General features: G+C 60.9%; 21 protein-coding genes. 12 read left to right on the forward strand and 9 right to left on the reverse strand.

The window, feature by feature from the left end:
- Positions 1-125 precede the first annotated feature (125 nt).
- The 3 genes from typA to ppa all read left to right on the forward strand — a co-directional run bounded on the left by typA (position 126) and on the right by ppa (position 3,320).
- On the forward strand, positions 126-1,943 hold the full coding sequence (typA, locus tag GDN47_RS29210; RefSeq protein WP_069613361.1) for a translational GTPase TypA: 1,818 nt from the start codon (positions 126-128) through the stop codon (positions 1,941-1,943).
- A gap of 200 nt (positions 1,944-2,143) precedes the next feature.
- A complete protein-coding gene (locus GDN47_RS29215; protein WP_069613362.1) occupies positions 2,144-2,650 on the forward strand; it encodes a GNAT family N-acetyltransferase in 507 nt (168 codons plus the stop codon).
- A 133-nt stretch (positions 2,651-2,783) separates the two neighbouring features.
- On the forward strand, positions 2,784-3,320 hold the full coding sequence (gene ppa / locus GDN47_RS29220; RefSeq protein ID WP_069613363.1) for an inorganic diphosphatase: 537 nt from the start codon (positions 2,784-2,786) through the stop codon (positions 3,318-3,320).
- A gap of 5 nt (positions 3,321-3,325) precedes the next feature.
- Here ppa and GDN47_RS29225 read toward each other — a convergent pair whose 3' ends face one another.
- The gene (locus GDN47_RS29225) at positions 3,326-3,643 is read right to left on the reverse strand and encodes a DUF167 domain-containing protein (protein ID WP_145636064.1); all 318 of its coding nucleotides are present in this window, start codon (positions 3,641-3,643) and stop codon (positions 3,326-3,328) included.
- Positions 3,640-3,963 carry a YggT family protein gene (locus GDN47_RS29230; protein ID WP_113330717.1) on the reverse strand — a complete coding sequence of 108 codons (324 nt, stop codon included), beginning with the start codon at positions 3,961-3,963 and terminating at the stop codon, positions 3,640-3,642. Before GDN47_RS29230 ends, GDN47_RS29225 begins: the two co-directional genes overlap by 4 nt.
- Before the next feature lie 106 nt (positions 3,964-4,069).
- On the opposite strand from GDN47_RS29230, the gene GDN47_RS29235 reads away from it, so the two are divergent.
- Both GDN47_RS29235 and GDN47_RS29240 read left to right on the forward strand, forming a co-directional pair.
- Positions 4,070-5,326 carry an MFS transporter gene (locus GDN47_RS29235; protein WP_145636066.1) on the forward strand — a complete coding sequence of 419 codons (1,257 nt, stop codon included), beginning with the start codon at positions 4,070-4,072 and terminating at the stop codon, positions 5,324-5,326.
- Positions 5,327-5,336: 10 nt separating this feature from the next.
- The gene (locus GDN47_RS29240) at positions 5,337-5,966 is read left to right on the forward strand and encodes a poly-gamma-glutamate hydrolase family protein (RefSeq protein WP_145636068.1); all 630 of its coding nucleotides are present in this window, start codon (positions 5,337-5,339) and stop codon (positions 5,964-5,966) included.
- Here the strand turns inward: GDN47_RS29240 and GDN47_RS29245 are convergent.
- The 6 genes from GDN47_RS29245 to hemC form a co-directional block, all read right to left on the reverse strand.
- Positions 5,963-6,688, reverse strand: a complete 726-nt coding sequence (locus GDN47_RS29245; protein WP_152094813.1) for a glutamine amidotransferase — start codon at positions 6,686-6,688, stop codon at positions 5,963-5,965. The two genes, GDN47_RS29240 and GDN47_RS29245, sit on opposite strands and share 4 nt — an antisense overlap.
- The gene (locus tag GDN47_RS29250; RefSeq protein WP_069613367.1) at positions 6,681-7,166 is read right to left on the reverse strand and encodes a tellurite resistance TerB family protein; all 486 of its coding nucleotides are present in this window, start codon (positions 7,164-7,166) and stop codon (positions 6,681-6,683) included. The genes GDN47_RS29245 and GDN47_RS29250 overlap by 8 nt, the downstream gene beginning before the upstream one ends.
- A gap of 114 nt (positions 7,167-7,280) precedes the next feature.
- On the reverse strand, positions 7,281-8,888 hold the full coding sequence (locus tag GDN47_RS29255) for a heme biosynthesis protein HemY (protein WP_145636071.1): 1,608 nt from the start codon (positions 8,886-8,888) through the stop codon (positions 7,281-7,283).
- Between the two features lie 15 nt (positions 8,889-8,903).
- Entirely contained in the window at positions 8,904-10,184 is a 1,281-nt protein-coding gene (locus tag GDN47_RS29260) for a COG4223 family protein (protein ID WP_145636073.1), read from the reverse strand.
- Between the two features lie 80 nt (positions 10,185-10,264).
- Positions 10,265-10,993, reverse strand: coding sequence for a uroporphyrinogen-III synthase (locus tag GDN47_RS29265; RefSeq protein ID WP_145636075.1), 729 nt, complete (start codon positions 10,991-10,993; stop codon positions 10,265-10,267).
- A 6-nt stretch (positions 10,994-10,999) separates the two neighbouring features.
- Positions 11,000-11,929, reverse strand: a complete 930-nt coding sequence (gene hemC / locus GDN47_RS29270; protein WP_145636077.1) for a hydroxymethylbilane synthase — start codon at positions 11,927-11,929, stop codon at positions 11,000-11,002.
- Positions 11,930-12,013: 84 nt separating this feature from the next.
- On the opposite strand from hemC, the gene tsaD reads away from it, so the two are divergent.
- The 5 genes from tsaD to GDN47_RS29295 are packed head-to-tail and all read left to right on the forward strand — an operon-like array spanning position 12,014 to position 15,548.
- On the forward strand, positions 12,014-13,111 hold the full coding sequence (gene tsaD, locus GDN47_RS29275; RefSeq protein WP_145636079.1) for a tRNA (adenosine(37)-N6)-threonylcarbamoyltransferase complex transferase subunit TsaD: 1,098 nt from the start codon (positions 12,014-12,016) through the stop codon (positions 13,109-13,111).
- Positions 13,108-14,097, forward strand: coding sequence for an NAD(P)H-dependent glycerol-3-phosphate dehydrogenase (locus GDN47_RS29280; RefSeq protein WP_145636081.1), 990 nt, complete (start codon positions 13,108-13,110; stop codon positions 14,095-14,097). The genes tsaD and GDN47_RS29280 overlap by 4 nt, the downstream gene beginning before the upstream one ends.
- Before the next feature lie 41 nt (positions 14,098-14,138).
- The gene (locus GDN47_RS29285; RefSeq protein ID WP_145636084.1) at positions 14,139-14,432 is read left to right on the forward strand and encodes a YciI-like protein; all 294 of its coding nucleotides are present in this window, start codon (positions 14,139-14,141) and stop codon (positions 14,430-14,432) included.
- Between the two features lie 3 nt (positions 14,433-14,435).
- The gene (locus tag GDN47_RS29290; RefSeq protein WP_145636086.1) at positions 14,436-14,867 is read left to right on the forward strand and encodes an EVE domain-containing protein; all 432 of its coding nucleotides are present in this window, start codon (positions 14,436-14,438) and stop codon (positions 14,865-14,867) included.
- Between the two features lie 30 nt (positions 14,868-14,897).
- Positions 14,898-15,548 carry a class I SAM-dependent methyltransferase gene (locus GDN47_RS29295; protein ID WP_145636088.1) on the forward strand — a complete coding sequence of 217 codons (651 nt, stop codon included), beginning with the start codon at positions 14,898-14,900 and terminating at the stop codon, positions 15,546-15,548.
- Positions 15,549-15,554: 6 nt separating this feature from the next.
- Here the strand turns inward: GDN47_RS29295 and GDN47_RS29300 are convergent, their stop codons facing one another.
- Positions 15,555-15,950: a hypothetical protein gene (locus GDN47_RS29300; protein WP_145636090.1), complete on the reverse strand. Its 396-nt coding sequence runs from the start codon at positions 15,948-15,950 to the stop codon at positions 15,555-15,557.
- A 302-nt stretch (positions 15,951-16,252) separates the two neighbouring features.
- Between GDN47_RS29300 and sdhC the strand changes: the two genes are divergently transcribed.
- Both sdhC and sdhD read left to right on the forward strand, forming a co-directional pair.
- Positions 16,253-16,651: a succinate dehydrogenase, cytochrome b556 subunit gene (gene sdhC / locus GDN47_RS29305; RefSeq protein WP_113354319.1), complete on the forward strand. Its 399-nt coding sequence runs from the start codon at positions 16,253-16,255 to the stop codon at positions 16,649-16,651.
- Between the two features lie 65 nt (positions 16,652-16,716).
- A complete protein-coding gene (gene sdhD, locus GDN47_RS29310; RefSeq protein ID WP_113330705.1) occupies positions 16,717-17,097 on the forward strand; it encodes a succinate dehydrogenase, hydrophobic membrane anchor protein in 381 nt (126 codons plus the stop codon).
- Positions 17,098-17,102: the final 5 nt, after the last annotated feature.

Consider the following 17,102-nt stretch of genomic DNA (forward strand, 5'->3'; position numbering starts at 1 on the left):
AAGCCGGCATTCAGCCCCTTTCTTGCCTCCCCCCTTTCGCATTCGCGAAAAAAAGGGTATGAGCGCGCCAAATGCAATTGGCGTGTTACTGAAACACTGCGCCCCAGCCTCAGAGATTAAGACATATGGCACTTCGCAACATCGCGATCATCGCGCACGTTGACCATGGGAAAACCACCCTCGTCGACGAGCTCCTGAAGCAATCCGGCTCGTTCCGCGAGAACCAGCGCGTTGCCGAACGCGTCATGGACTCGAACGATCTGGAAAAGGAGCGCGGCATCACCATTCTCGCCAAGGCGACCTCGGTCGTCTGGAAGGACACGCGCATCAACATCGTCGACACCCCCGGTCACGCCGACTTCGGCGGTGAAGTCGAGCGCATCCTCTCGATGGTGGACGGCGCGATCGTTCTCGTCGATGCTGCCGAAGGCCCGATGCCGCAGACCAAGTTCGTCGTCGGCAAGGCGCTCAAGGTCGGCCTGCGTCCGATCGTTGCGATCAACAAGATCGACCGCCCGGATGCCCGCGCAGACGAAGTCATCAACGAAGTCTTCGACCTCTTCGCCAATCTCGACGCCACCGACGAACAGCTCGATTTCCCGATCCTCTACGGTTCCGGCCGTAACGGCTGGATGAACTATTCGCCTGATGGCCCCAAGGAAGAGGGCCTCGGCCCTCTTCTTGATCTCGTTGTCAAGCACGTTCCCGAGCCGACCGTCGGCGAAGGCCCGTTCCGCATGATCGGCACGATCCTGGAAGCCAACCCCTTCCTCGGCCGCATCATCACCGGCCGCATTCATTCAGGCTCGATCAAGCCGAACCAGGCTGTCAAGGTTCTGGGTGCCGACGGCAACCTCATCGAAACCGGCCGTATCTCGAAGATCCTCGCCTTCCGCGGCATCGAGCGTCAGCCAATCGAAGAAGCGCAGGCAGGCGACATCGTCGCTATCGCCGGCCTTTCCAAGGGCACGGTTGCCGACACCTTCTGCGACCCGCAGGTCAGCGAGCCGCTGGTCGCGCAGCCGATCGACCCGCCGACCGTCACCATGTCCTTCATCGTCAACGATAGCCCCTATGCGGGCACCGAAGGCGACAAGGTCACCTCGCGCGTCATCCGCGATCGCCTTTTCAAGGAAGCAGAAGGCAACGTCGCGCTGAAGATCGAGGAAGCCGAAGGCAAGGATTCATTCTACGTTTCGGGCCGCGGCGAATTGCAGCTCGCAGTTCTGATCGAAACCATGCGCCGCGAAGGCTTCGAGCTTGCCGTGTCGCGTCCACGCGTCGTCATGCATAAGGATGAGAACGGCCAGCTGCTCGAGCCGATCGAAGAAGTCGTCATCGACGTCGATGAAGAGCATTCCGGCATTGTCGTGCAGAAGATGTCCGAGCGTAAGGCTGAAATGTCCGAGCTGCGGCCTTCTGGCGGCAATCGCGTCCGTCTCGTCTTCCTGGCGCCGACCCGCGGCCTCATCGGCTATCAGTCGGAACTCCTGACCGACACGCGCGGCACGGCCGTCATGAACCGCCTGTTCCACGACTACCAGCCCTACAAGGGTGAGATCGGCGGCCGCGTGAACGGCGTGCTGCTCGCCAATGAAGCCGGCGAAGCCGTGGCCTACGCCCTGTTCAACCTGGAAGACCGCGGCCCGATGATCATCGACGCCGGCGAGAAGGTCTATGCCGGTATGATCATCGGCATCCACTCGCGCGACAACGACCTTGAAGTCAACGTGCTGAAGGGCAAGAAGCTCACCAACATCCGCGCCGCCGGCAAGGACGAAGCCGTGAAGCTGACGCCGCCGATCCGCATGACGCTCGACCGCGCGCTTTCCTGGATCCAGGACGACGAGCTGGTGGAAGTGACGCCGAAGTCGATCCGCCTCCGCAAGATGTATCTCGATCCGAACGAGCGCAAGCGTTACGAGAAGGCCCGTCTGGCCTGATCATCCTAACCGAGCAATGCATTCGACCCCGGCCTTCATGCCGGGGTTTTTATTTGTATGTTCGGTTTTTGAGCCCTTGTCCTAAAGGTTAAAAAACCGTTAATTTTTGTTGACGATCCACGGATAAAGCCTGTGGGCAAGTCTGCCATCTTTATGAATGAGGATGGTTAATTCGCATCGGTAAGACCAGAGTAGACGTTATGAAGACGTTGTCGATTGATGTTCGGCGGGCAGAACCCCATGATGCCCGAGCCATTTCAGAGGTGCACCGCCAGTCGTGGCAGTACACCTATGCCGGCATCATTCCGCATCGCGCCCTTGGCCAGATGATCGAGCGTCGTGGCGAAGCCTGGTGGCGCAAGGCGACAAGTGGCCCCGCGACGCTGCTGGTTCTGGATGTCGCCGGTGAGATCGCAGGCTATGCCACGCTCGGCCTCAATCGCGCCCGCGCACTGCCCCAGGAAGGCGAGATCTACGAACTCTATCTGCGCCCGCAATATCAGGGCCTCGGCCTCGGGCGCATGCTGTTCGGCGAGGCGCGCAGGCTGTTGAAGTCGCTTGGCTGCAAGGGGCTGGTCGTCTGGTGCCTCGAGGAAAACGAGAACGCCTACCGCTTCTATCGCGGGCAGGGCGGTGCGGATTTCTGTGAGGGCATCGAAACCTTCGATCACAGGCAGCTGCGCAAGATCGGCTTCGTCTGGCCTTGAGCGGCGCTGTAGCGCATCGATTCCGATTTAAGGAATCATGCAGTAAATCCGCCTCTTTCCCGATGCGTTGTTGCGTTGCGGCATGAAACCGATTATTTGGCTGGCGGCAACCATCCTTATCTAGGGGACAAGCATGCGTATCGACGCGATTTCCATTGGCAAGAACCCGCCCGAAGACGTCAACGTCATTGTTGAAGTGCCGGTCGGCGGTCATCCGATCAAGTATGAAATGGACAAGGAGGCCGGCACGCTGGTCGTCGACCGTTTCCTCTACACGCCGATGACCTATCCGGGCAATTACGGCTTCGTTCCGCATACGCTCTCCGACGACGGCGACCCGATCGACGTGCTGATCGCCAACACCCGCCCGCTGGTTCCGGGCTGCGTCATCAACGTTCGCCCGATCGGCGTGCTGATGATGGAAGACAATTCCGGCAAGGACGAGAAGATTATCGCCGTTCCCGCGCCGAAGCTGACCATGCGCTATGACAAGGTCAAGGAATATACCGACCTGCCCGAGATCACGCTGAAGCAGATCGAGCACTTCTTCGAGCACTACAAGGATCTGGAGCCCGGCAAGTGGGTCAAGATCTTCGGCTGGAAGGGTTCGAAGGAAGCTGGCGAACTCATCGTCGAAGCCATCGAGCGCGCCAAGAACACCAAGGCTTGATCTGATCAACCGCCTTCGGTTACGGCGCAAAGCCTCTTTATCAAATCCTCCGGTTCGCCCTCGATCCGGAGGATTTTTTTGCGTGCGGTGTCGCCGCCGATAAGGGCAAGCGTGGATTTGGGAATGCCGAGGCTCTTTGAAAGCAGGGCGATCAGCGCCCTGTTGGCCTTGCCTTTTTCGGGTGCTACCGAAACGCGCGCCTTCAAATAGCATCCACCGTCAGCGCCCGTTTCCAACCCATCGATCGCATCACGCCCGCCATTGGGCGTGAGCCGCACGGAAAGCCTGACGTGATCCGGAAAGGTCTGCCAGGCTTTGCTCACCGCAGGAACATGGGGACGATCGAATTCCACATCAGCGAGCGGATGAAGAAGATGATGAGCAGCAGGATGACCGGCGAGATATCGATGCCGCCGAGGTCAGGCAGAATGCGGCGGATCGGGCGCAGGGCCGGCTCGGTAACCGCATAAAGGAAGTTGCCGACGGAGTTGACGAATTGATTGCTCGAATTGATGACGTTGAACGCATAGAGCCAGGAAAAGATGGCGCTGGCGATCAAGATCCAGGTATAAAGATTCAAAGCCAGATCAATGGTTTGAAATAAGGCGAGCATATCCGTCTCCAATTCGCGGTTGACAGACATGTAGACATTGGCGACTAAACGGGCAAGTCCCATGCTCCGAAGCATGTTGAATCATGTTTAAAAGGCCGGCATTTGCGCTAGCGGCCACGTCGGAAAGTCTCGTTCCATGTCGTTCGCTGTCAGCGGAGACCGGTTTGCCGCCTTCAGGCACGTTGCCTATATTTATTTCTTCTTCGCGCGGTTTTTGACAGCATTTGCCACGCAGGTCGTCAGCGTCTCCGTCGGCTGGCAGATGTATGAGCATACCGGCCAACCGATCTATCTCGGTCTGATCGGTCTCGTGCAGTTCCTGCCGTCGCTGTTGCTGATCCTGGTGACGGGCACGGTTGCGGACCGCTACAACAGGCGGCGGATTTCCGCGATCTGCATTTTCGTCGGCACCCTTTGTGCGGCTGCCCTGCTGTTCCTGACCGTATCTGGCACCTTCGCGCCGCTGCCGGTATTTCTGATCCTCACGGTCTTCGGCATAGAACGTGCCTTCATGACGCCGGCCATGCAGTCGCTTGCGCCCAATCTGATCCCGCCCGAAGACCTGACGAACGCGATCACCTGGAACTCGATGTCGTGGGATGCGGCCGCCATCCTCGGTCCTGTTGCCGGCGGCCTGCTTTACGGCGTCGGCGCCAATGTCGCCTATACCGTTGCCGTGCTTTTCTTTGCGGCCGGCTCGGTGCTGACCTTTCTGATCCCGAAACCGCAGCAGCGGGTTGCGCATGAGCGGCGAAGCCTCAATGAAATGCTCGCCGGTTTCCGTTTCATCTGGTCGGAAAAAGTGGTGCTCGGTGCGGTCTCGCTCGATCTTTTCGCCGTGCTGCTCGGCGGCGCGGTCGCGCTGATGCCCATCTATGCGCGCGATATCCTGACGCTCGGGCCTTGGGGTCTCGGCATGCTGCGCGCGGCGCCAAGCTTCGGCGCGATCGCCATGGGCCTTTTCCTGGCAACCTATCCTATCCGCAATCGCGCCGGCATCTGCATGTTTGCCGGCGTTGCCATGTTCGGCTTGGGAACCCTGATCTTCGGCATCTCGCATACGCCGTGGCTGTCGATAACAGCTCTGGCCATCATGGGCGCATCCGACCTGATCTCCGTCTATGTCCGCGAAACGCTGATTACGCTCTGGACGCCGGATCACGTGCGCGGCCGCGTCAATGCCGTCAACATGGTCTTCGTCGGTGCGTCGAACGAGCTCGGCGAATTCCGCGCCGGCACCATGGCGCATTATTTCGGTGCGATTCCCGCCGTTGTCATCGGAGGACTTGGCACGCTGACCGTCGCCATCCTTTGGGCCACAGGTTTCCCGCAGCTGCGCCGCATCGACAGCCTGAACGCGCCTGATCGTGACGGCGAGCCGCAGCCGGCTTGAGGATTGCGCGATGACAAGGAAGCCGGATCGATACAATTCGTTTTCGGCGCTTCGTGAGCATGAAATCGAGGGCTTCGGCTATCGTATCCATCTCGAGGATCGATCATCGCATGTCGCCGTCATCGCTCCCCATGGCGGTTTCATTGAGCCCGCCACATCCGAGATCGCTCTGGCGATCGCCGATGAGAGGTACTCACTTTATCGTTTCGAAGGGCTCGATGCGGCGAGGCTTCATCATGAGCTGCACATCACCGCCGAAAATTTCGATGAACCGATAGCAAACGGCTTGGTGGCCAGTTCGTCGATCGTCGTCGCCGTTCATGGGCGAACGGATCGGGATGATTCGCTGACGAGCTGGATCGGCGGTCTCGACACATCGCTTCGCGACCGGATCGTCGAAGCATTGGGGCTCAATGGTTTTGCTGCGGCCGCGAGAGTGAAAGGGGAGGCGCTTGCCGGAGCTTCCACCGGCAATATCTGCAATCGCGGCAAGCGGCAGGCCGGCGTCCAGCTCGAAATTCCGAGAGGCGTCAGGGATATTCTCATGAAAGATGCACAAAAGATGGAGCGATATGCGTCTGCGATCCGTAGCGCGATCGATGAATTCGATCGCGTGCTTTCGTCAGGCGAGGGCCTTTAGGCCACCATTGCCTGCTTGCCCTCGAAGACGAGATCGAGGAATTCCGATAGCCAGGCCTTCAGCGCGGCGTCGAAGATCATGCGGCCTTCGAGATGCTCGCGGCCCTGCTGGGCGTTCGGCATGCAGAAGCGATGCTCGCCATGCACGACCCAGCGCTGCATCATGGCGCGCGTGAGCTCGGCATGAAACTGCAGACCCCAGGCATTGGCGCCATAGCGATAGGCCTGGTTGGGATAGGTCTCCGCTGTCGCGAGCAGATCGGCGCCGTGCGGCAGCTCGAAGCCTTCGCGATGGAAATGATAGACCATTTGCGGCCAACGCATCAGCAACCGGCCTTTTTCCGTCGGCTGCAGCGCATACCAGCCTATTTCGGTCTTGCCGTCGTCGCGCGGCTTCACCTTGGCGCCGAGATGGCGGGCGAGCAGCTGTGCCCCGAGGCAGATGCCGAGATAGGGGCGGTTTTCCTTGAGCGGTACTTTCAGCCAGTCGGTCTCAGCCCTGATGAAGTCATCCGGGTCGTTGGCGCTCATCGGGCCGCCGAAGATGACGGCGCCAGCATGTGCTTCGAGCGTCGAGGGCAGGGGATCGCCGAGGACCGGATGGCGGATATCGAGATCGTAGCCTTTCTCCAGCAGCATCTGGCCGACGCGGCCGGGGCTGGAGCGCTCCTGATGCAGGACGATCAATATAGGGCGGCCGGCGCTCTTCGGCGCTTCAATCATCATTGCCTGTCTCCACCCTCGGGCCGGGTGCGCGTGCGGCTGCTTCCTGGCGCTTCATGATGCGCTCGCGATCGGAAATGCCCATGAGGTCGGCGATCCGCCAGATTGCATGATCTTCCATCTCGCTGCGCTCGCCGTCGGCATAGACGATGTCCCAGAGGATGCCGAGCAGTTCGAGCCGCTGGGTGCTGTCGAGATGACGCTTCAGATCCGAGGTAAAACGATAATAATCGACCGCCTCGCTTTCCGCTTCCTCGCCGGCAGCGATCAGCTGGTCGAGCTGGCGCCCATCGAGACCATATTGGTCCTTCAGGAGCTTGCGCAGCCGTTTCTTTTCGCTGTTCTCGATCTTGCCGTCCGCCTCCATGACCTGGATGCACAGGGCCGCCACCGCGACACGCGGGTCGTCGGGTGCGAAGCCGGATCTGGGGTGGTCCTGGGTCAGGTTATGAAGGAATTCCTGAAAGCGTTCGAACATCCGTTTCCATTCTTAAAGCAGGCAGAGCAAGGTTCTTGGGGCACCATGCTCAATTCTTTTTGTCTTCCCGCAATTCCGGACGCAAAACCGCCGCGCAGTTTTGCCGGAATTGCTCTAAAACAACTTGAGCCGTGTCTTGGGCTCCGGTTCAAGTTTCCGATCCTTCACGCCCGGATCATCCGGCGCGCCGCCGAAAAAGGGCCGGGGCTCCTCACCCTGCTGTGCCGGCTTTGGCGCAGCCTCGGAGGGGCTTGAAGCGGGTTTCGCCACGGCAGGTTCCAATTCCATGACATAGGTATCGGCGGCCGGCGATGCAACTTTCGGTGAACTTGGCTTTGCCGCCGTGGTTGCGGTGGCGGCCTCGCGCACCGGCGGCAGCGATTTCAGCGCCGCATCGACCGATACCGTGGAGCCTTCTTCCACCGGCCCATCGATCTGGCCGAAAGGCGCCTTCCATTCGAAGGCATCGAGACGGCCCGTGATCGGCGACAGCGGCAGCCATTTTTCCGAGACGAAGCCATCGGCAACCCAGGCCGGATCGCGCGGCGCGCGCAGCGCCTGCGCCATCCAGTGGCGGATGCGGCCCTGATCGCCGGTTTCGGCCTCTTCGATATCGGCAAGAAGCAGGAAAGCGCCTTCGCGCGCATCGATCCTTGCGGCTGCTTCTGCCTTGGCACGAGCCTTGGCAAAATCGCCGGCATCCATCGCCGCCTTTGCGGTCAACAGCAGAGCTTCGACATTGTTCGGGCGGATCGCCTCCAGCCGCTCGGCGCGCTTCAAACGGTCAAGAACGGAATCGCCACTGCGAGCTCGCACATATGCCCTGCCGACTTCGGGATGCGGCTGCGCCTTCCAGACCTGCTCGAGGATGGAGGCAGCCTTGCGCACCTTGTCTTCACGGAACAAGGCCTTGGCCGCGATCAGCGCTGCGGGCACGAAATCGTCCACAAGCTTCAACGCCGCCAAAGCATCGTCGCGCGCGCCTGTCGGATCGCTCTCCAGCTTGTCGTTGGCGCGGGCCGTCAGCAGCACGGCGCGTTGACGGTTGGCCGTGGCCTTGTCGACGACATGGGCAACCTTTTGCTGGTCCAGCAGCTTGATGGCATCATCCCAGCGGCCGGCCTGGCTGCGATATTCCAATGTCGCCTGCGCCGCCCAAGGCAGGTAGGGCGCCTGGTCGGCGGCCTTTTCGGCATATTGCCGCGCTGCTTCATGCGCGCCGAGGCGCTTGGCTTCGAGATAGAGGCCTCGCAGGCCAAGCTCGCGCGTTTCCGGATCATTGGCCATCTGTTCGAACTTCTGACGGGCCTCGTCATGCTTGCCTTCGATCAGGGCAGCCTGGGCTTCAAGCAGGTTGATGAGCGGCTCCTGATCGGCGCGGATGAGGCCACGGCTGCGGGCCGCCATCTTGCGGGCGAGCAGCGCATTGCCGGCACCGGCGGCGATCAGGCCCGTCGACAACGCTTGATAGCCGCGATCGCGCTTGCGGGCGCGGAAATAGCGAGTAACGGAATAGGGCGAAGTCCAGATCAACCGCACGAACCACCAGACGATCATGACGGCGGCCACGATCGCAATCAGGATCGCGGCGGCCACGATCAGTTTCGTCTGGTAAAGCTGCCCTTCCCAAACCAGCGAGAGATCGCCGGGGCGATCCGCGAGCCACGAAAAGCCATAGCCGAGAGCCAGAACGAGAATGGCGAAGATAAGCAGTCTGATCATTGCTACACTCCGTCCTTAGTTCTGTTTCCCGGTATTGGCGATCGCCTTCGACAGGGCATCGCTTACCAGGTCCTCAACGCGGATGCGGGCTTCCAGAGATTGCTTGAAGGCGGCCGATGCGGATTTTCCGGCATCGGGCAGGATGTTCCACTCGGTCACCGCGCCCGGCAGATCGCCGTTCCTGACCTTGTCCTCGAAACGCGCGGCGATGGCATCGATGCTGTCGCCGGGCACATTGCCGACGGGGCGGACCTGCACCAGCGATTTCGCTCCCGACATCAGCCGGCTGCTCCAGCTCTGGTTCGGATCGTCGGTCTGCGCGGTGGCGACGATTGCGGTCGCGACATCGGAAACCTGGCGGATCAGGTCGGCACGGGAGGGCACGCCGGTCTGGGCGAAATTCTTGAGATCTGCAACGGCTGGATCGTCCGGCGCAACATTGGCAAAGGTGTCGAGCTCAGGCTGGAAGGGGCCGCCGCGGTCGATTGCCGCCTTCAACGCTGCAGCTGCGATGGCGCGGGCAACCGCGCTTTCCTGGCTCGGTCCGCTCAACTTCTTTTCAGCGTCGTCAAGACGCTTGCTGACTTCGGCATCTGAGGTTGCCTGGCTCTGCGTTGCCTTGCTGAGATCCGATTTCAGCTGCTCCACCTCGCTGGTGAGCGAAGCGATCTTCTGGTCGGAGGCGGGATTAGGGATGCCAGCCGAGCCATTTGCCGAAGCGCCGTTGGCAGCGCTCGCCTCAAGTGCTGCGACGCGGGCCGTCAGTGCTTCGTCCGGCTTTGCGGTTGGTGCGGCGGCGAGATTGGCGATGCTCTGCTTGAGACCGTCGATCTCCGCATTCAGTGCGGCGATCTCGGTTGCGCTGTCCTTGCCTGTGCGGCCGCCAGGCAGGAAGCCCGCATATTGCAAGGCGCCGGCGCAAATGAGGGCGATCAAGCCGCCGGTGATGCCGGCCGCGATAAGGCCTGATGTCGAACCCTCGCGCGACGGCGGACGCTCGGTATGAGGCGGATGGTCGGCATGGGACGGTGGAGGATCGGCCTGCTGCGCAGCGGCCGTTTGCGGCTCTTGCGGTGCGGCGCCGAAGATCGACTCCTGAGCTTCTTCGCGAAATGGCTCCTTCTCCGCTTCCAGCGGCATTTCCACTTCATCAGCCGAGGAGCCGCCAAGCTCGCCATGGCTGCGCTCAGTCAAATCTTCGGGAGCTGCGTCCTGCGCAGTTTTTTCGGCTTCCAGATCAATCGTGACCGGTTCGTCGTTGGGCTTCGAATGGTTAGGCGTTTTTCGCGATACCATGAGGTCCTCTTTATCATGCGCTGCAACGAAGTTAGACAGACAAGGCGATTATGGAAAGGCCTTACATCAAAATTGCGACCTTACGCGTGGATCAGAAGCGCCATAAGCCGGTCTTCATTCGGCATGTCGGCAATATCGACATGGGATCGCATCGGCTCCGGAACTGCGCTGGCGATGGTTTCGCTCAGGCAGAGAAATCGTGTTTCAGCAAGGATGCCGGGGTTGTGCCGAACGAATGGCAGGCTGAAAAAGCGTTTCGCCGTCTCCTGGGAATAGAGCAGTACGGCGTCCGCACGGGTGTCGGCGAAAAGCCGGCGAAGAATGTTGTCGTCTGGGACGATATTCTGCATCCGGTAGCATTCGATGGTCAGGAAAGGCAGGTGTCGCTCAGCCAGTCCGGCTTCGAAGCCAGCCGCTCGCGGAGACCCCGCAAGATAGAGAAGGGGGCCGTCGTGCAGGCATGAAGGATGGCCGGAGATCATGACGGCAAGCTCTGTGCCGCCGCCTTCGGATATGGCGATATTGCTGAATCCGAGATCAGCCGCTTCTTTGGCTGTCGCCTTTCCCACGGCAAAGAGGCGACGACCAAGATGAGGCGCAAGATCGGAATCCAACAACGAAAGCGCCCGGATCGCCTCGGCGCTGGTAACGGCGACGGCGCCCTGCGTGGCAAGGAGCGCTCGTCTCGCCTCCTCGACATCGTGGACAGGTTTGGCCAGCGGCAGCAGCAGGGGTTCATGTCCCATCTGCGCCAGCCGCCGCATGGTGCGCTCACCCGAATGCTGAGGGCGGGTGACGACGACGCGCATCCTTTGTCAGGTCCAGTCTTCGAAGAAGGTGCTGCCGGCTTCGGCGCGGATCGCCTGGCCGGCATTGATTCCGAGCGCCTCGGCATCGCGGCGGTGGCCCTCGATCGTGGTCGTGTGTACCTGCTTGCCATCCGGGGTGAGGATCATGCCGAAGAAGCGCAGATGATCGCCTTCGCAAATTGCGTAGCCGGCTATCGGCGTGCGGCAGGAGCCGTCGAGTGCGGCCAGGAAGGCGCGTTCGCAGGATACGGCATCGAAGGTCGGCGCGTCATTGACGGCGGCGAGCAGATCATTCATCCGCGCGTCGTCGATGCGGCTTTCGATTGTGATCGCGCCTTGCGCGGGCGCTGGAGGGAATTCGTCCGGGTCGAGAATATCGGTGATGACCTCGACCATGCCGAGCCGCTTCAGGCCGGCAAGCGCCAGCAAGGTCGCGTCGGCCTGCCCCTCTTCCAGCTTGCGCAGGCGCGTCTGGACGGAGCCGCGGAAGGTGATGACATTGATATCAGGGCGCAGACGGCGGATCAGTGCCTGGCGGCGCAGCGACGCAGAGCCGACGGTGGCGCCGTGCGGTAGCTCGATTAGTTTCGGCGCGGTGCGGCCGATGACAGAATCGCGGATATCTTCGCGCGGCAGATAGGCGGTGAGCGCCAAGCCTTGGGGCAGTTTCGTCGCCATATCCTTGGCCGAGTGCACGGCGAAGTCGAGTTCGCCCGACGTCAGCTTTTCTTCCAGTTCCTCGGTGAACAGGCCTTTGCCGCCGATTGCCGCCAGCGACCGGTCGGTGATGCGGTCGCCCTTGGTGGTGAGAACGACGATTTCGAACATCTCCTCCGGAAGGCCATGGGCCGCCATCAGGCGGTCGCGCGCTTCTCGCGCTTGGGCGAGCGCCAGCGGGCTGCCCCGCGTGCCGATCCGGAAAGGTTTTGTTTGCATCCGCTTTGATCCGTTGTTACCGACAGTTCCCGTAACCATATTTCCGCTTTATCGCAATCGACCTGTAGGCAACGAACTTTCTCCATGGCATCCGTTCTTCGTATTCTCGGCATCGAAACAAGCTGCGACGAAACCGCCGCGGCCATTGTCGAGCGTCGGGATGACGGCACGCCCAATGTCTGTTCCGATGTCGTCCTCAGCCAATTGGACGAGCATAGCGCCTATGGCGGCGTCGTGCCGGAAATTGCCGCGCGTGCGCATGTCGAGGCGCTCGATACGCTGATCGACGAAGCATTGAAACGCGCCAATGTGTCGCTCTTAGACGTCGATGCCATTGCCGCCACATCCGGTCCCGGCCTCATCGGCGGCCTGCTCGTCGGTCTGATGACCGGCAAGGCGATCTCACGTGCGACAGGCAAACCATTATACGCCATCAACCATCTGGAAGGCCATGCCCTGACCGCGCGGCTGACGGACGGACTTGCCTTTCCCTATCTCATGCTGCTCGTTTCCGGCGGCCATACCCAGCTGATCCTGGTGCGCGGCGTTGGCCAATATGAGCGCTGGGGCACGACCATCGACGATGCGCTGGGCGAAGCTTTCGACAAAACGGCCAAGCTTTTGGGGTTGCCTTATCCCGGCGGCCCGGCCGTGGAGGCAGCCGCCAAGAATGGCAATCCGGACCGCTTCGATCTGCCACGGCCGCTGGTCGGCGAGACGCGCCTCGATTTTTCCTTTTCCGGCCTGAAGACGGCGGTGCGGCAGGCGGCGACGGCGATCGCGCCTGTCACCGAGCAGGATATCGCCGATATTTGCGCCTCCTTCCAGAAGGCAATCTCGCGCACGCTGAAGGATCGCATTGGCCGAGGCCTGCAGCGCTTCAAGGCGGAGTTTCCGAAGACGGCGGAACAGCCGTCGCTTGTCGTGGCCGGTGGTGTCGCCGCCAATCTCGAACTGCGCCGCACGCTGCAGGAGCTTTGCGATGCCAATGGTTTCCGTTTCATCGCGCCGCCATTGAGACTGTGTACGGACAATGCCGTCATGATCGCCTGGGCTGGATTGGAGCGGATGGCAACGGGTGCGGCGCCTGATGATCTCGATGTGCAGCCGCGCTCGCGCTGGCCGCTGGATCAGAAGGCGGAAACCCTGCTCGGGCACGGCAAACGAGGAGCAAAGGCATGAGCGGCAACGAGAGGATCGCAGTCATCGGCGCCGGCGCTTTCGGCACGGCGCTCGCAGCCGTCATTGCATTGACCGGCCGCAGCGACGTCACCCTCGTCGGGCGAAAAGCCGGCCTGATGGCGGATCTTGCAGCCGATCGCATGCATGATGCCGTCCTGCCGGGGATTGCGCTTCCGGATTCTTTGAAGTTCTCGGCCGAGGCGGATGCCGTTTCCGATGCGGGCATCGTCCTCTTTGCCATGCCTTCGCAGGCGCAGGCCGATGCTGCCAAACATTATGGGCCTTATCTTGCCAAGGATGCCGTCGTCGTCACCTGCGCCAAGGGTATCGACAAGGTTTCCGGCGATCTGTTGACCGACATGCTGGAGCGCGAACTGCCGGAGCATGTCATCGCCGTTCTCTCCGGGCCGGGCTTTGCCTCCGACATCGCCAAAGGCCTGCCGACTGCCATGGCGATCGCCGCTACAGACATGGCGGTGGCGGAACGGCTTGCACAGGCGATTTCCGGTCCGACCTTCCGTCTTTACGCCTCGGACGACCGTATCGGCGTGCAGCTCGGGGGGGCGCTGAAGAATGTCCTCGCGATTGCCTGCGGTATCGTCGAGGGTCGGGGTATCGGCGATTCCGCCCGTGCGGCGCTGATCAGCCGCGGCCTTGCCGAGATGTCGCGCTTCGTCGCGGCCAAGGGCGGCAAGGCGGAAACCGTCCGCGGCCTATCTGGCCTTGGCGACCTCGTGCTGACGGCGACCAGCCATCAATCCCGCAATCTGCGTTTCGGCATTGCCCTTGGTAAAGGAGAAACGGTTGACCCAACGCGTGGCACGCTGGTCGAAGGCGCCTATGCCGCATCCATTGCCGCGCGGCTTGCCCACGAACTCGGCGTTGACATGCCGATCACCGACGCGGTGTCCGCCATCATCGACGGCAAACTCGACATAGGCGCAGCCATCGGGCAATTGATGACACGGCCGATCACCACGGAATAGTTTCTGGGGAATATTTTCTGAATATCTGAAGGAGCCAAGCAATGCTGTTTGCCTTTGTCTGCAAGGACAAGCCCGGTCACCTGAATGTCCGCATGGAGACGCGCCCGGCGCATTTGGAACATCTGAATAAGCTCAATGCCGAGGGCACGCTGAAGATGGCGGGTCCGTTCCTCGACGCGGAAGGCAAGCCGAATGGCAGCCTCGTGATCGTCGAGGCGGAAAGCATCGAAGCGGCAGTCGCGATTGCCGATGCGGATCCCTATACGAAGGCCGGCTTGTTCGAGAGCGTCGAGATCAAGCCGTTCAACTGGGTCTTCAACAAGCCGGAGGCATAAGAGATGGCGCATTGGCTTTATAAATCCGAGCCGTCCTCCTGGTCCTGGCAACAGCAGAAGGATGCCGGCGACAAGGGAACGGAATGGACCGGCGTGCGCAACTATCTCGCCCGCAACAACATGCGGGCCATGCAGATCGGCGACAAGGGCTTCTTCTATCATTCCAATGACGGGCTAGAGGTCGTCGGTATCGTCGAGGTCTGCGCGCTGGCGCATCCGGATTCGACCGCGAAGGATGATCCGCGCTGGGAATGCGTCGATATCCGCGCCGTCCGCGACATGCCGAATCCCGTGACTCTCAAAGACATCAAGGCCAATCCGAAGCTTGCGCAGATGGCGCTCGTCACCTCCATGCGGCTTTCGGTGCAGCCGGTGACGGATGATGAATGGTTGGAAGTCTGCCGCATGGGCGGGCTGGAAAACCCGCCGGCCTGATTCCGCCTTGTTCGGCAGGTGGGAGATTCATTGAAAACCGATCCGGAAAGCTTCATCCGCGCCAATACCAGCCTGATGGCGCCGCCGCATGTGCCGGAAATCCGGCTGCATCTGGCAAGCGAAGCGCATGAGCTGTGGCTGAAGACGGAAGAGGAGCTGCAAGAGATCGGCCTGCCGCCGCCCTTCTGGGCCTTTGCCTGGGCGGGTGGCCAGGGCTTGGCGCGCTATATACTCGATCATCCGGAGATCGTTGCCGGCAAAACGGTGCTGGATTTTGCCAGCGGCTCCGGACTTGTCGCGATTGCCGCCAAGCGAGCAGGTGCGGTCCAGGTGATCGCGGTCGATATCGATCCGTGGGCGGGCACGGCGATCCGGCTCAATGCTGCTGAAAACGGTGTGGCCCTGGATTTTTCCGGCGACAATATGATCGGGCAGGCCGTGGATGAGGGCATCATTCTCGCCGGCGATGTCTTCTATGATCGCGATTTTGCCGCGAGCCTCGTTCCCTGGCTAAGGCGATTGGCCGGCGACGGGAAGACGGTTCTGGTCGGCGATCCCGGCAGGGCCTATCTTCCCAAGGATCGTCTGCAAGAGCAGGCGACCTATCAAGTGCCGGTGACGCGGGCGCTTGAGGACAGCGAAGTCAAGAAAACGACGGTCTGGCGGTTTCTCGCCGATTGAGAATCATCAATGCCGGATGACGCAGACGCCCGCTTCGTATGAGCAGGGATTGTCGGCATAGCGAACATCGATGACCTTCGCCTTCGGTCGCAGCTGCGCCGCAGCGGTCCGGGCATAGGGATTGTAGCCGCCATAGCCGATAACATAGGTGCCGCCATCAGCCCGATAGACGTCGGCCGAACCGGCATAGCTGCCGGCGCTTGCCGCATCGCGTCGTTCCATGATCACGATCCGGGCGGGTTGCTGCCCTGAACCCTGCGGTTGGGATATCTGGTTGAGGCGCACGATGCCGGAGCGGTTGTGATGGTGCCAGTGGCGATAGTCGCCGGCTGAAGTCGGCGTCGAGGAAAGAGCGGCTGCCGCTAAAACGAGCGCTGCTGCCTTGAAAAGATGCGGGGCCATGATTCGATCCGCTTCGGTTCGTTAATGAAATCTTAACGGCAGATTGCCCGAAGACCGCAGCGAAGTCCATGTCAGGCTTGCCGAAATGGTAAATGGGCCGGAATGGGAGGCTCTTCTCTGCATGCTCGCTAAAGTGCAGAGCGATCCGAATCGATTAAATTCGATGCAGGCATCAATTGTGCTTGTCGATGGCCGTCTGTGTGATTAATGGTCGCAATGATGCAACGCACACTGCGCATCCCCGCGCGCGCGTTGCCCCGGATATCCGGGTTCTAAGCGTATCGTAACGCCGCGAGGTTCTGATGGCGAACGTCACACAAAACCGGCCTCTGTCGCCGCATCTGCAAATCTACAAACCTATCCCCACCATGGTCATGTCGATCGTCCACCGCATCACCGGTGGCGCGCTCTACTTCGGCACGGTGCTGGTCGCCTGGTGGCTGATCGCCGCGGCGACGGGTCAGGGCTATTTCGATCTGGTCAATTGGATCATGGGTACGATCATCGGCCGCATCATCCTGCTCGGCTACACCTGGGCGCTGCTGCACCATATGCTGGGTGGCTTTCGTCATTTCATCTGGGATCTCGGGCATGGTTTCGATCCCGCCGTCTCGACGAAGATGGCCAAGTTCACGCTCATCGGCTCGATCTGTCTGACCGCGCTGGTCTGGATCATCGGCATCGTCATCCGGCTGGGTTGATTGGCATGATCGCTCCCGGAAGCGCCTGGGCACATTTCGGGATCATGCTTTAAAGGATATTTCTCATGGATATGCGCACTCCTCTGGGCAAAGTCCGCGGTCTCGGTTCCGCCAAGGAAGGTACCGATCATTTCTGGCGCCAGCGCCTGACCGCCGTTGCCAATGTTCCACTTTTCCTCTTCTTCGTCATCTTCCTGATGATCTATGCCGGCGCGCCCTACGCTGAAGTCGTGCATGCGATCTCGAATCCGATCGTCGCCGTCATCTTCGCCCTGATGGTGATCTCCGCCCTCATTCATATGAAGATCGGCATGCAGGTCATCATCGAGGACTATGTTCATGGCGAATTCGCCAAGATCGTCCTTCTCATGCTCAACACGTTCTTCGCGATCGTCGTGGCGGGGCTCTGTCTTTTCGCCATTCTGAAGATCGCGTTCGTAGGATAATTGCA

This window comes from Martinezella dioscoreae (assembly GCF_009176305.1).
Taxonomy (GTDB): domain Bacteria; phylum Pseudomonadota; class Alphaproteobacteria; order Rhizobiales; family Rhizobiaceae; genus Rhizobium; species Rhizobium dioscoreae.

What these genes read in the sequence shown, in the direction of transcription:
- typA (WP_069613361.1), top strand. Translation starts at nt 126, where the DNA reads ATGGCACTTCGCAACATCGCGATCATCGCGCACGTTGACCATGGGAAA.
- GDN47_RS29215 (WP_069613362.1), top strand. Translation starts at nt 2,144, where the DNA reads ATGAAGACGTTGTCGATTGATGTTCGGCGGGCAGAACCCCATGATGCC.
- ppa (WP_069613363.1), top strand. Translation starts at nt 2,784, where the DNA reads ATGCGTATCGACGCGATTTCCATTGGCAAGAACCCGCCCGAAGACGTC.
- GDN47_RS29230 (WP_113330717.1), bottom strand. Translation starts at nt 3,963, where the DNA reads ATGTCTGTCAACCGCGAATTGGAGACGGATATGCTCGCCTTATTTCAA.
- GDN47_RS29235 (WP_145636066.1), top strand. Translation starts at nt 4,070, where the DNA reads ATGTCGTTCGCTGTCAGCGGAGACCGGTTTGCCGCCTTCAGGCACGTT.
- GDN47_RS29240 (WP_145636068.1), top strand. Translation starts at nt 5,337, where the DNA reads ATGACAAGGAAGCCGGATCGATACAATTCGTTTTCGGCGCTTCGTGAG.
- GDN47_RS29245 (WP_152094813.1), bottom strand. Translation starts at nt 6,688, where the DNA reads ATGATTGAAGCGCCGAAGAGCGCCGGCCGCCCTATATTGATCGTCCTG.
- GDN47_RS29250 (WP_069613367.1), bottom strand. Translation starts at nt 7,166, where the DNA reads ATGTTCGAACGCTTTCAGGAATTCCTTCATAACCTGACCCAGGACCAC.
- GDN47_RS29255 (WP_145636071.1), bottom strand. Translation starts at nt 8,888, where the DNA reads ATGATCAGACTGCTTATCTTCGCCATTCTCGTTCTGGCTCTCGGCTAT.
- GDN47_RS29260 (WP_145636073.1), bottom strand. Translation starts at nt 10,184, where the DNA reads ATGGTATCGCGAAAAACGCCTAACCATTCGAAGCCCAACGACGAACCG.
- GDN47_RS29265 (WP_145636075.1), bottom strand. Translation starts at nt 10,993, where the DNA reads ATGCGCGTCGTCGTCACCCGCCCTCAGCATTCGGGTGAGCGCACCATG.
- hemC (WP_145636077.1), bottom strand. Translation starts at nt 11,929, where the DNA reads ATGCAAACAAAACCTTTCCGGATCGGCACGCGGGGCAGCCCGCTGGCG.
- tsaD (WP_145636079.1), top strand. Translation starts at nt 12,014, where the DNA reads ATGGCATCCGTTCTTCGTATTCTCGGCATCGAAACAAGCTGCGACGAA.
- GDN47_RS29280 (WP_145636081.1), top strand. Translation starts at nt 13,108, where the DNA reads ATGAGCGGCAACGAGAGGATCGCAGTCATCGGCGCCGGCGCTTTCGGC.
- GDN47_RS29285 (WP_145636084.1), top strand. Translation starts at nt 14,139, where the DNA reads ATGCTGTTTGCCTTTGTCTGCAAGGACAAGCCCGGTCACCTGAATGTC.
- GDN47_RS29290 (WP_145636086.1), top strand. Translation starts at nt 14,436, where the DNA reads ATGGCGCATTGGCTTTATAAATCCGAGCCGTCCTCCTGGTCCTGGCAA.
- GDN47_RS29300 (WP_145636090.1), bottom strand. Translation starts at nt 15,950, where the DNA reads ATGGCCCCGCATCTTTTCAAGGCAGCAGCGCTCGTTTTAGCGGCAGCC.
- sdhC (WP_113354319.1), top strand. Translation starts at nt 16,253, where the DNA reads ATGGCGAACGTCACACAAAACCGGCCTCTGTCGCCGCATCTGCAAATC.
- sdhD (WP_113330705.1), top strand. Translation starts at nt 16,717, where the DNA reads ATGGATATGCGCACTCCTCTGGGCAAAGTCCGCGGTCTCGGTTCCGCC.